Here is a 12,076-nt window from a genome sequence, read left to right as displayed (position 1 = left end):
CTGCGGGCGCCGGGTGGTTGGCCACGAGCGGGCGGCGGCGGCAGGTGCGGGCGCAGGGCTGCCGTCCCTGCCGGGGCGGGGCGGGCCGCGCGCGGCGGCACCCGGCCGGGGAGCGACGCGTGCGGACCCGATGGTCCGCGTCACTTCTTGCGCCCCCGGACGATCAATCGCCGGGAGTGGTTGTCGTACGCGCAACCGTCGAAGCCGCCGAAGCACTCCACGTCCGCGAAGCCGGCGGCCACGAACAGGTCGTGCAGTTCGGCGGCGCTGTAGAGCCAGGACGTCAGGGACGCCGTGCGCGCCCACGTACCGTGCACCAGCGTCCAGTCGGTCCGCAGCCTGCGCCAGCTGTCGAAGACGACGTCCCGCTGGACCACGTACGAGCCGTCCGGCAGGTCGACGGCCTGGGGCCGCCCGATCCAGCCGGCCAGGACCTCCTTGCCCATCACGTCCACCAGGAGCTGCCCATCGGGGGCGAGGCTCTCCCACGCGTTGCTCAGAACCCGGAGGTTGTCGTCCGGGTCGTCGAAGTACCCGAAGGACGTGAACACGTTCAGGACGACATCGAATGCCCCGGGAGCCGTGTAGGTGAGCATGTCCCCTCGTACCAGCCGCACCTCGGCACCGGCCTCCTCGCACGCGCTCCTCGCCCGCTCCAGCATCGGCTCACTGAGATCGACGCCCGTGACGTCGAACCCCCGGTCGGCCAGCGGCACCAGAAACAGGCCCGGACCACAGCACAGGTCGAGCACCCTGGACCCGGGCGGGAAGTCGAGGAGAGGTGACGTGGCCACCAGCTCGGCAACGGACTGCGCGCGCGCCGGGGAGAACATGGTGGGCGCGAAGTCGGACCACAGGGAGTCGTCCTCGTACCATTCCACGTCGCTCGGCCTCCCTCTTGGACCCACGGGCCCTGTTGGCAGCTCCTGTCACTCCTGTCTTTTCAGTAGTCGGCCGCTTACGGCCGCTGGTTCCCGGCGGTTCACGGCAGCGGCGAGGGCCTCGGCGTCGCACACGGTTGGCTTCAACTCCCCTTCAATTCACGTCAGTTACGTGCGATGGTTCACATGAGTCGACGTAAGTGGGACGCCCGGTCGCCATCCGTACCGATCCGGCAGGAGTACCCGTGACGCGAGAGGCGCGGATGCGAGGATGAGCCCGCCATGACCATTGGGTGGGTCTGTCGCGCGACAAGGACTGCGGTGTTCGCAGCCGTCTGTGCGCTGCTCGCAGCCCTGGGGCACCGAATGCTGTCGGGCTCCACGGTGCCCTGGTGGGCCGCCGCCGCAGCACTCGTGGGGGCCGGCGGTATGGCATGGTGCCTGACCGGGCGAGAGCGCGGATTCCCCCTGGTCGTCTCCGTCGCGATGGCCGCCCAGGCGGGCTCACATGTGTGGTACTCGCTGGCCCAGACGGCGACGCGGCCCCACCCGCCGAATCCTGCCACGCCCACCGCCCACCATCACGCCATGGCGGACAGCACGCCGCTGGAACACGTGGCCCGCTCCGGTCACCTGGGCCACGACATGTCAGGCATGTCGTCGACCGACATGGTCGCGGCCCACATACTGGCCGCACTGCTGTGCAGCATGTGGCTCGCGTACGGCGAACGAGCCGCCTTCCGCATCCTGCGGCTCCTCGCCGAATGGCTCGTGGCACCACTGCGACTGCCCCTCCTGCTGCCCGCCCCACCGCACCGTCCGCGCATCCGCACCCACCGAAACCGATCCGCCCCCAGGCCGTGGCGGTTCCTCCTCATCCACGCCATCTCCTCTCGGGGCCCGCCCACCGGAACCGCTGTCGTCTGACAGCCGGTTTCCCGATGCCGCCCCGGCACCCCGCGTCCGGACGGCCCCGGGTATCGGCCGTACGCCTCCGTGCGGTCGTACATCGATCACCTCTGCGTGGCCGCACGCCAGCACCGGACCCGCCGCCGTTCAACGCCGGGCCCGGATTCCCGAGAAGGACGCCAGATGATCGCTCCTGCCTTGCCCACCCCGCCCGACGAATCGACGACGGCCTGGGCACTCGCCGCCCGCAGCGGTGACGCCGAAGCCGTCGAGCACTTCGTGCGGGCCCTGCACCGCGACGTCCGCCGCTATGTGACCAGCCTTGGTGCCGACCCTCAGACCGCGGACGATCTGACCCAGGACACGTTCCTGAGGGCCCTCACCAGCCTGCACCGCTTCGAAGGCCGCTCCTCGGCCCGCACCTGGCTGCTGACCATCGCCCGGCGCGCGGTGGTCGACAACCTCCGATACGCCGCCGCGCGGCCCCGCCTGTCGGACACCGACGACTGGCAGGCCGCCGCCGAACGTGCCCAGCCACACAGCCTGCCCGGCTTCGAAGACGGCATCGCCCTCGCCGAGCTGCTGGCCAACCTGTCCGACGAACGCCGCGAGGCTTTCGTCCTCACCCAGTTGCTCGGGCTGCCCTACGCGGAAGCGGCACTCGTCAGCAACTGCCCGGTGGGGACGGTGCGCTCCCGAGTAGCACGCGCCCGCACCTGCCTGATCGAGTGGCTGAACGACGCCGAGCCCCCCAAGCCGATGCGCTCCGCGGCCTGACGTGCGCGGACTGATGTGCGCGGCTTGACGTGCCACGGCTTGACGTGCCACGGCTTGACGTGCCACGGGTTGACGTGCCGCGGGTTGACGTGCCGCACAGCGGGGATCGCCGCTCCTGCGGCAGGCCGGCGCTGTCCCTCACGTAGACCAAGGGACACCGACCTGGGCAGGAGTTCGGCCGAGGGGCCGCCAGGAGCCGCCGGGGGGTCGCGTACGCACCCGTTCCCGGCGGCCCCGAGGGCCCCGCATCCGAAGGCCCGCAGGTTCGCCATTCCGCAGGCCGACGGCTTCCTTCAGCCGTGCGCCCTGCCGACGGCTCGTTGCCTACTTCTTTCCGTAGAACTCGGCGATGGCGGTGAACGCGGCCTTCGGTTCCCACGACATGTCGGGGTAGGTGGTCCCGAGACGGCCGTCGAGGGCCTTGACGATGCCGTAACTGGCGAGGTCCAAGTCGTCCCGGGGGTCGCCGTCGGGGCGGTGCGGGTGATCAGCGAGCACGAAGGTGAACACGAAGGCGCTGTCGACGCCCCCGGCCTCGAACGCTTCCAACAGCTCGCGCACATACGCGGCCTGACCGGACTCGTCGCGGACGTACTCGCCGTTCAGCCGGGCGGGGCCGCCGTTCTCGCCGTACTCGACGATCTCCAGCCCCCGGGCGCCCACGTCTCCCGCGCCCCGGAAGGTCGCCGCGCCGAACTCGGTGATGGCGACCGGCTTCTCCCGAGCGGTGAGGTCGTGGACGCCCGCCGCGAAGCGGTCGGCGGTCTCGGCCGTTCGGTAGAGGTCCACGGACTCGATGTCGAAGGGGGTCCAGTCGACGCGTTCGAGCGGCACGGAGGCGTAGGTCACCTTGCCGCCGAAGCGGTCGCGGACGAGTGTCACCGCCTCGCCGAGGAAGTGGTTGACGCGTGCGCCGATCTCGCCGATGTGTTCACGTACGCGATCGGGCCGGCTCAGTAACGCGACCCGGTCGTCCAGGCTGTCACCGGGCAGGAACCCCTTGTTCATCAGGCTCATCTCGGCGCCGGTGACGAATACGACCTCGGCTCCCTGCCGACGGATCCGTTCCGCGCGCTCGGCGCAGTCGGCGAGCAGCGGCAGCATCTCTTCGGTGGTCAGTTCCAGGGGGTACGGGGAGAACCAGACCTCCAGCCCGAGGCCGGCGGCGTACGCCGCCGCGAACTCCAGCCGTTCGGGATCGCCCCCCATGACGCGTACCGCGTTGCAGCGCAGATCGTCACGGATGATGCGCAATTCGCGCTCGACCACCTTCGGATCGAAGGACGTGCGGGAAATCTCTCCGTCGCGGACGAAGCCGGTGTCGTAACTGATTCCTCGGGCGCGCATGCGTCGCGCTCCTCTCTGCCGGTCACGAGATTTACGGTACTCAACGTACCTTATTTGGCGCCTGTTGGAGGCGACAGCGAGAATGAGAGAGTACGAACGGTACCGATTGCGGGAAGGCGTCATGGCAGGGGAAGCGGCGAACCGGGCAGACGCCGGGCAGACACGGCGGCGCGGGGCTGTTCTGGAGGAGGCGATCCTGGCCGCAGCGGTGGACGAGCTGACCGAGTCCGGGTACGCCGGGCTGACCATGGACAAGGTCGCGGCCCGTTCCGGCACCAACAAGAACGCCATCTATCGTCGCTGGCCGAACCGCCTCGCGCTGGGCATCGCCGCGTACCGGCAACTGGCCACGACGGTTCAGCCGCCCGACACCGGTAGCCTGCGCGGCGATGCCCTGGACTTCCTGCGCCGGGCCAACCGCCACTGGAGTTCACCGCTCGGCGCGATCCTGCGTGAACTGCTCGCGGCGGCCGGTGGTACGTCGGAGCTCCAGGCGCAGTTGCAGGAACAGTCCAGCGATGCCGTGGCCGCTCCCTGGCTGACCATCCTGGGGCGCGCGGTGGCACGCGGCGAGGCTTCCCCTGAAGCGCTCCACCCACGGGTGGCCACCGTGGCCATCGTGCTGCTGCGCAATGAGTTCGTCGTACGCGGGGTGCCCACGGCGCCCGACGACGTGCTCGTCGAGATCGTCGACGAGGTGTACCTGCCGCTGGTGCGGCGACGCGGTCCGGTACCGGGCTGATCCTCCGTCGCCATCGGCCCGGTCGCGCCCGTCGGAGCCGTCGACCTCGGCTCTCGCCCCCTGCCCGCCCTCTGCCCACCCTCTGCCCACCCTCTGCCCCTCGTCCTCCGCCCGTTTCCTTCTGCTTGTCGCCTTCGGTTCGTCGTCTTCGGTTCGTCGCGTGTCCGGCTCGTGGCCGTCAGATGTGCGGCTATCGCTCGGACAGATTCGGAAGTGCGTCGCGCAGGCGGTCGAGCAGCGCCCGTGCCGCGGGACTCGCGGGCCCGGCGGACTGCCAGGCGAGAGCGACCCGGCCGCGCAGCCGGGGCCGGACGATTCGCAGCGTGCGCAAGGGGCCGTCCGGAATCGACTTCTCGTCGGCCGGTAGTACGGCGACACCGAGACCCCGGGCGGCGAGCTGCGCAAGAACGTACGGAGATGCCGCTTCGAAGGCCACCCGGGGCCGGAAACCCTCCTGCGCACAGGCGCGTTCGAGCACCGAGCGCACCCCAGTACCGGGCGGCAGACAGATCAGCGGCCGGTCGCGCAGCTCGGCCAGTGGGACGTTCGCGTGAACGGCGTCATCGGCGTCACTGACATGACGAGCCTCCCTGGCACGGTCGCCGTCACCGACACGGTCGCCGTCACCGACACGGTCGGCGGGACCGGCGTGCTCGGCGTGTTCGATGGGAACGGCCTGCTCGGCGTGAACGGTGTGCTCGGCGCGAGTGAGGAGCGGGTCATCAGGGGCGACGGCGGCGACCAGTGGCTCGTCGATCACGGTCTGGAGGGAAAGCCCGGGGGAGGAATCGTTCCAGGTCTGCCCGAGCAGGGCGATGTCCAGCTCACCGGCCAGAAGCGCGGCCCGCATCCGCTCCGAGGTGTCCTCGGTGAGCGCGATCTCCACCCCGGGGTGGGCATGATGGAAGTCGGCGAGAGACGAGGCGATGTCGAAGGCGTGACCGACGGCGCCGGAGACGAGCCCGACCCTCACCCGGCCGCGCAACAGCCCGGTGAACTCCTCCACCGTCTGCCGTACCCCATCCACGGCGGCCAGCGCGGCCCGTGCGTACGGCAGTGCGGCCCGCCCCACCTCGGTCGGCGTCACGGACCGGCCGGTGCGGTCGAGCAGCTGCTGCCCCAGTTCTCGTTCCAACTGGGCTATCTGGGCGCTCAGTCCGGGCTGGGCGAGGTGCAGGCGGGCGGCGGCGCGGGTAAAGCCACCCTCTTCGACGACGGCGACGAAGTAACGGAGCTGCCGGAGTTCCATAAGCAATGATGCTAGCCAGCAGCATGACCAACTATTGGACTTATGCATCAGGTGCGCACACCCTTGAACACATGGGGAAGACGAGCGATCACACAACGGACGGGACCAAGGGGAACAGGACGGACATCAGGGCCCTGATCGCTGCGGAACGCCGGGAGTTGGCGGATCTGCTCGATGGTCTGAGGCCCGATCAGTGGGACGCGCCGAGCCTGTGCACGGGATGGCGGGTGCGCGAGGTTGCGGCCCATATGTCGATGGGCTTCAGGCACTCCCTGCCGACGACCCTCGCCGAACTCGCGAAGGCGCGAGGCCGCCTTCACCGGATGACCGACCGGGTCGCCCGCCGGGACGCGGCAGCCCACTCCACCACCCGGCTCGCGGCGTTCCTGCGGGACAACGCACACCACCCCTGGAAGCCGCCGGTCGGCGGGCTCGCGGCGGCGCTCGGCCACGACGTGGTGCACGGGCTGGACATCACCGTCGCCCTCGGTATCGACCGGCAGGTCCCGGAGGATCGGCTACGCGTGCTGCTCGGCGAGGTCCGGCCCCGAAGCCTCCGGTTCTTCGGGGCGGACGCCGACGGGGTGCGGCTGTGCGCCGATGATCTGGACTGGTCCTTCGGCCAGGGCGTGCCCGTGTACGGGGCCGCCCAGGACCTCCTGCTGGTCGCCTACGGGCGCAAGCTCCCGACGGGTCGGCTGCGGGGCGAGCCGAGCCACCGTTTCACCGTGGCCTGAACGTCCTGTGACGCTCAGGCGTGGTTCCCAGGGCCGTCCTACAACCCCTGGCGGGCGCGCGACTCCGGCTACGGCACCTCGTCGCGTTGTCGGAACATCCGCATACATCCAGCACGCGGACGTCCTTCGTCTTGCGATGCACCGCATCCGATGTCGCGTGCTGGTCCACCGCGGACTACGGTGCCTACTGTTCCAGCCGGGTCAGCGCCGCCGGATGCTGCCTGCCCCCAGGCGCTCGGCCCCAGGGAAGAATTGAGTGTTCGTGTCTGTCGAGTTCACCGCCTGCACCTACCAGTACCGCCGGGGTGTGGTGGTACTCGACAGGCTCGATCTCGTTTTCCCGCCCGGAAGGACCGTGCTGCTGGGGCCGAACGGCGCGGGCAAGTCAACTCTTCTTGCCCTTGCCGCATCCGCTCTGGCTCCGGAATCGGGGTCGGTGTCCTACGGGGGACTGAATCCCGCGTTCCGTGTTCAGCGCAAGGAGTACCGCCGACGCGTGGGGTGGATGCCTCAAGAGATCGACGCCATGCCAGGTATGACCGCGCGTGAGCAGGTGGCGTATGCCGGATGGCTGAAAGGCATGTCCCGCTCGCATGCGTGGGAGGCGGCCGTCGGGGCACTGGACGCAGTCTCTCTCACCGACAAGGCTGATTCCCAGAGTTCCGCACTCTCGGGCGGCCAGCGGCGGCGTCTCGGCGTGGCCCAGACGCTGGTTCATGGTGCCGAACTGATCCTCATGGACGAGCCCACCGCCGGCCTGGACCCCGCTCAGCGCCGTGTGTTCAGGGGAATCGTCGGCCGCCTGTCGGGGCACGCCCATGTGATCGTCTCGACCCATCAGACCGAGGACCTCAGTGATCTCTACGAGAATGTGGTGGTCCTTGAGGACGGACACGTGAGATTCAATGGCACCGTAAACGAATTCACCGCACGGGCAGACAAAGATGCCGCCCCGAGCCAGACCGCCGAGTCCGCCTACGAGGAGACTCTGCGCAGCGGGGGCTTGCGATGATGTTCCGGCTTCATCCCCGGGCCAATGCCGCCGTCATCGCCGCGCCGATCTTGCTGGCCGTTGTCGGCATGTACGCCGCTTCCGAAGAGGTGTCCGCCCACCTGGACGGCTACTGGGAATCAGCGAGTGCCCAGACCGCGTCCGCGGTGAAGTTCATCGCGCCGGTGACAGCCGCATGCGCCGCGTGGGAGGCCGGTCGCCTGCGTCGCGCACGCGCCGAATCCTGGGCTCCGGCGCGCGGTGCCTGGCAGATCGCCGCCGGCTCCGCCCTTCCCGTGCTGGTGCTGGGAATTCTCGCGCTGTGCACCACCCTGCTGGGTGTGAGGCTACAGCTCGGATCCGCCCCCGGGTGGCCGGACTTCGCCATCCTGGCGGCGGCGCTGGTCATCATCGCCGCTCACATCCTGGCCGGCTTCGCGGTCGGTCTGTGGCTGCCGGCAGTCGCCGCTGTTCCCCTCGTGCTGATCGGCGACTATCTGTGGGCCGTCTACCCACCAGCGCTTGAGCCTCTCTGGCTGCGGCATCTGACGGTGCCGGTAGCCGGCTGCTGCGACAACGTCTTCGCTCCCGACACACGTGCCCTCGCGGCTTCCGCGCTGGTAGCCGTTGGCTTGGCCGCCGTTGCGTTGGCCGGGATCGCGGCTTCACGCCACATGCCGGCCCTGGGGCGCGTCACTACGGGGGCCCGACGGCGTCTGCTGGCGGTCGGCACGGTCGCCCTGGCGCTCTGCGTAGGTGGCGGGATCGCCCTGGTCGACCGGCTCGGAGCCGATGCGGTACACAAACGTGAAGCCAAGGAACTCGTCTGCGACCGCCTCGGGGCCGGTCCACGTGTCTGTGTCTGGCCCGAACACCGTGGTCGGCTCTCCGAGGCGACCCGGACACTCACCCAGGCGGCCTCTCAGCTCCACGCCTACGGAATCCCCGCCCCGAAGACCATCAGCGAACAGGACGCCCCCGCAACCAAGGACCGCTGGCAGATCACCGTGCGACGGACGCCGGATTTCACGCAGCAGGATCTGCTCGCAGGTCTCGCCGCCAACCTCGCTCAAGCTCTTCCCCACCTCTCAGCCCACCCCACGGCGCCGTCGTGTGCGAGTGATCCTGCGGCCGTCGACTCCGCCATCGCCGCATACCAGCAGCTGGAGGTCTGGCTCGCCGTCCGAGCCGGTATCGACGCCGATCAGGCGCCACCGCGCTACAGCCCCGATGCCTGGGCAGCAGTACAGACACAGATAACTCAGACGTCTCAAAGCCAGACCGTGTGGTACGAGGCCACCCTGTCCAAGGCCCGGTGTGCCTGGTGATCTGGTGGTTACGTCTTCGTCGGGTCCAGCTCCTCACCGTGATCACCACGGCATTCTGGGCCGTCGCCCTCTCTGTCGGCGAAACAGGTCTTCCCCTGCCCCAACTGGGCGGAGCGACTTCGGCATCCGTACCCCTGATCCTGTTGGCCCCCCTCGCCCCGGCCATCGCTCTGAACACCGGACACAACCGTGCTCCACAGATCGAAGCAACGGCCGGCCGCGCCGTCGCACGAGGTGATGCCGTACTCGCCGCCGCGACCATGGCCCTGACAGCACTGGTCATGTCCCTCTCACTCACCGGCCTCGGCCCGGACCCCGAGCCGGCAGGACAGGCTGTCCGCAACCTCGCCCTGTACACGGGTATGGCACTCGTCGGACGCACGCTGCTCGGGGGGCCCGCTTCCACCGTTCCTCCCGTCGTGTTCGCCCTGGCCACCGCCACGTTCGGCTACGGTCCACAGCAAACACCGCACTGGTGGGCATGGCCGGCCGCCCACCCCGCCGACCCGCTCGCAGCCCTGGCAACCCTGATCATCGTCGTCTACGGCCTCCGCACCGCGATCCACCAGGACCGGCCACGACGCCACCTCAGGTAGCACGCTCGTGCCCTCGTGCCTGTTCACTGCGTCGTACAGCGGCGCCGCGGGGCGCCACCGAGCAGCAGGGGTTGCGCGCCGACCGCTCCAGGTCAGAGCCGGAGCCAGTCCTCGATGAAGGGCTCCGGCTTCAAGGCGCAGCGACCGTTGGAGCAGACACCGGGAGCGGCGTTACGGTGCGGAGACCTGGGCCGGGGTATCGCCGGGCGTGGGCTGCGCCGGACGGTCCAGGGAGCCGGCGGACAGGTCCCGGCCCACTGTCTCGGGGGCCATGGCGACAGCCACCACGGCGACCAGCCCCAGGAAGGCGACGTACACGGCCACCGGCCACCAGGCATCCGCCCAGGCCAGGAGCGAGATCGCGATCAGCGGGGAGATTCCGCCGCCCAGGATCGAGGCCAGTTCATGGCTCAGCGAGAGGGCGCTGTAGCGGACGTCGCTGGGGAAGAGTTCGGTGAAGAACGCGGGCTGGACGCCGATCATGGCGGCGTGGCAGATCGCGTTCGCCACGATGATCGAGATCAGGACAAGGGCCGTCTGCCGGGTGTTGATGAGCCAGAAGAACGGTGCGGCCCACAAGGCGACACCCACCGCGCCCCCTATGTACACGGGCCTGCGGCCGACCCTGTCGGACAGCGCGCCCCACAGAGGCATGGCCAGGGCGTTCAGCGTCATGCCGATCACCACGGACGTGAGCGCCACCGAGTTGGAGATACCGACCTGATCGGTGTATGCCAGCACGAACACGATGAAGATGTACGAGGCCCCGCTCTCGGTCAGGCGGGCGCCGAAGGCCACGAACATACTGCGCGGGTGCTCGCGCAGGGCGGTCAGTGCGGGGAGCCGCTCGACCTTGCTCTGCTCCCGCACCTCTTCGAAGGCGGCGGTCTCGGAGACCCGGTGCCGGATGAACAGGCCCATGCCCATGATCGCCACACCGGCCAGGAACGGAATCCGCCAGCCCCACGTCATGAACTGCTCCTCGGTGGTGGCGCCCTGGGTGATCGCGAAGACGAGCGCCGAGAGCAGGAAGCCGATGCCGACACCGGTCTGGCTCAGTGCGCTCAGCATGCCGCGCCGCCGGCCGTCGACGTTCTCGCTGATCAGCAATACCCCGCCGCCCCATTCGCCGCCGACGGCGATGCCCTGGAGCATCCGCAGCAGGGTCAGCAGGATCGGGGCCCATACGCCGATGGTCTCGTAGGTGGGCAGTGCGCCGATGAGGAAGGTGGCCACACCCATCAGGCTGAGCGTCACATAGAGCATGGAGCGCCGCCCGATGCGGTCCCCGAAGTGACCGAAGATGAAGCCGCCGATGGGGCGGGCGGCGAAGGCCACAGCCTGGGTGCCGAAGGCGGCGACGGTCCCGACCATGGGGTCTGCGCCGGGGAAGAAGAGACGGTTGAAGATGAGCGCCGCGGCGGTTCCGTAGAGGAAGAAGTCGTACCATTCCAGAGCATTGCCGACCAGGCTGGCCGCCACGACACGTCTGGTTGTTGTACGGACTTTTCCAGAAGAATTCGTCATCAGCCACTCCTGTGAATTCGACGGTTTGCTTCCTGGCTTGCCCCGTTGGCCACATAGTGTTGGTGGGCCAGGAAGCTCTTGTAAATGTTGGCTTTCATGGGTGGAAAGAAAGGTGACATTGGGGTTTCGGGCAGAAGTCGCCACTCAGCGGTGGGCGTTGCTGGTGAAGCGGCTGGGATTGCTCTAAGCAAGGGCGGATGCGGCCCTGGTGAGGAGGAAGCGGGATGGCGGGCAACGGACGGGATGCGGGGCGCTCGGTCGCCAGCAAGATCTTTGCGATCCTGGGGGTCCTCGGCCGCAGCAGGTGCGGCCACACGGTCTCGGAAATCTCCCGCGCGACGGGGCTGCCGGCCACGACCGTCCTGCGTCTGCTGCGCGAGATGACGGACCTCGACGTGGTGCATCGCACGACCGGGCGCCGGTACGAGATCGGGATCGGCATCTGGCGCTGGGGGGTGCGGGCTCCCCGTGTCGACGTGGTCTGCCGGTCAGCCCGCCCGCAGATGCAGGAACTGCACCAGGCGACCCGGGAGAACGTCACCCTCGCGGTGCTGGACGGGCGCGGCTCCGCGCTCGCTGTGGAGAAGGTCAGCGGACGCGAGTCGTGGCCGGTCACCGGGGAGCTGGGCGCGGACATGCCGCTCCACGCGACCGGCGCGGGCAAGGTGCTCCTGGCCTTCTCACCACCGGAGGAAATCCAGCAGTACCTGTCCGGGCCGCTGCCCCGCTACACCCCGTTCACGGTGGTCAGCCCGGCCCTGCTGAGCGGTCAGTTGCGCGAGATCAGGCGTCTGGGAGTCGGCTACGCGGGCGAGGAGATGAACCTGGGGTCGGTCTCCATAGCCGCGCCCGTACGGGCGGACGGTGCCGTGGTGGGGGCGCTGTCGTTGGTGGGAGCCCATCGGACGGTGAACGTCACACGCGTGACGGACGAGGTGCGGCGGGCTGCCCGGTTGGTCTCCGACGAGCTGGCCCGGTCAGCAGGAAGCTGA

The 12,076-nt window shown here is 69.3% G+C and carries 12 protein-coding genes; 8 read left to right on the top strand and 4 right to left on the bottom strand.

From position 1 onward, the window contains the following. Window positions 1–140 precede the first annotated feature (140 nt). On the bottom strand, window positions 141–881 hold the full coding sequence (locus tag ACIHCL_RS17825; RefSeq protein WP_399862695.1) for a class I SAM-dependent methyltransferase: 741 nt from the start codon (window positions 879–881) through the stop codon (window positions 141–143). A 282-nt stretch (window positions 882–1,163) separates the two neighbouring features. Here ACIHCL_RS17825 and ACIHCL_RS17820 point away from each other — a divergent pair, with 282 nt between their 5' ends. Together ACIHCL_RS17820 and ACIHCL_RS17815 are read left to right on the top strand one after the other, a co-directional pair. Beyond that, entirely contained in the window at window positions 1,164–1,808 is a 645-nt protein-coding gene (locus tag ACIHCL_RS17820; protein ID WP_399862693.1) for a hypothetical protein, read from the top strand. Between the two features lie 165 nt (window positions 1,809–1,973). Further along, entirely contained in the window at window positions 1,974–2,567 is a 594-nt protein-coding gene (locus ACIHCL_RS17815) for a sigma-70 family RNA polymerase sigma factor (RefSeq protein WP_399862691.1), read from the top strand. 324 nt (window positions 2,568–2,891) lie between these two features. On the opposite strand, the gene ACIHCL_RS17810 is transcribed toward ACIHCL_RS17815, so the two are convergent. Beyond that, on the bottom strand, window positions 2,892–3,914 hold the full coding sequence (locus ACIHCL_RS17810; RefSeq protein ID WP_399862689.1) for a hypothetical protein: 1,023 nt from the start codon (window positions 3,912–3,914) through the stop codon (window positions 2,892–2,894). Window positions 3,915–4,035: 121 nt separating this feature from the next. On the opposite strand from ACIHCL_RS17810, the gene ACIHCL_RS17805 reads away from it, so the two are divergent. Beyond that, window positions 4,036–4,656, top strand: coding sequence for a TetR/AcrR family transcriptional regulator (locus ACIHCL_RS17805; RefSeq protein WP_399862687.1), 621 nt, complete (start codon window positions 4,036–4,038; stop codon window positions 4,654–4,656). Window positions 4,657–4,846: 190 nt separating this feature from the next. Here ACIHCL_RS17805 and ACIHCL_RS17800 read toward each other — a convergent pair whose 3' ends face one another. Next, a complete protein-coding gene (locus ACIHCL_RS17800) occupies window positions 4,847–5,905 on the bottom strand; it encodes a LysR family transcriptional regulator (protein WP_399862685.1) in 1,059 nt (352 codons plus the stop codon). Between the two features lie 71 nt (window positions 5,906–5,976). Between ACIHCL_RS17800 and ACIHCL_RS17795 the strand changes: the two genes are divergently transcribed. The 4 genes from ACIHCL_RS17795 to ACIHCL_RS17780 all read left to right on the top strand — a co-directional run bounded on the left by ACIHCL_RS17795 (window position 5,977) and on the right by ACIHCL_RS17780 (window position 9,557). After that, window positions 5,977–6,642, top strand: a complete 666-nt coding sequence (locus tag ACIHCL_RS17795; RefSeq protein WP_399862683.1) for a maleylpyruvate isomerase family mycothiol-dependent enzyme — start codon at window positions 5,977–5,979, stop codon at window positions 6,640–6,642. 262 nt (window positions 6,643–6,904) lie between these two features. Further along, window positions 6,905–7,654 (top strand): ATP-binding cassette domain-containing protein, encoded by a 750-nt coding sequence (locus ACIHCL_RS17790; protein WP_399862681.1) that lies wholly within the window; start codon window positions 6,905–6,907, stop codon window positions 7,652–7,654. Beyond that, a complete protein-coding gene (locus ACIHCL_RS17785; RefSeq protein ID WP_399862679.1) occupies window positions 7,651–8,961 on the top strand; it encodes a hypothetical protein in 1,311 nt (436 codons plus the stop codon). The genes ACIHCL_RS17790 and ACIHCL_RS17785 overlap by 4 nt, the downstream gene beginning before the upstream one ends. Before the next feature lie 38 nt (window positions 8,962–8,999). Next, the gene (locus ACIHCL_RS17780) at window positions 9,000–9,557 is read left to right on the top strand and encodes a hypothetical protein (protein WP_399862677.1); all 558 of its coding nucleotides are present in this window, start codon (window positions 9,000–9,002) and stop codon (window positions 9,555–9,557) included. Between the two features lie 171 nt (window positions 9,558–9,728). Here the strand turns inward: ACIHCL_RS17780 and ACIHCL_RS17775 are convergent, their stop codons facing one another. Then, window positions 9,729–11,084, bottom strand: coding sequence for an MFS transporter (locus tag ACIHCL_RS17775; RefSeq protein ID WP_399862675.1), 1,356 nt, complete (start codon window positions 11,082–11,084; stop codon window positions 9,729–9,731). A gap of 224 nt (window positions 11,085–11,308) precedes the next feature. On the opposite strand from ACIHCL_RS17775, the gene ACIHCL_RS17770 reads away from it, so the two are divergent. Then, a complete protein-coding gene (locus ACIHCL_RS17770; protein ID WP_399862673.1) occupies window positions 11,309–12,076 on the top strand; it encodes an IclR family transcriptional regulator in 768 nt (255 codons plus the stop codon).

The organism is Streptomyces sp. NPDC052042 (assembly GCF_044548345.1).
Lineage (GTDB): Bacteria > Actinomycetota > Actinomycetes > Streptomycetales > Streptomycetaceae > Streptomyces.
The sequence above is the reverse complement of the archived record's forward strand: the minus strand, read 5'-3'. Positions and strand labels throughout refer to the sequence as shown.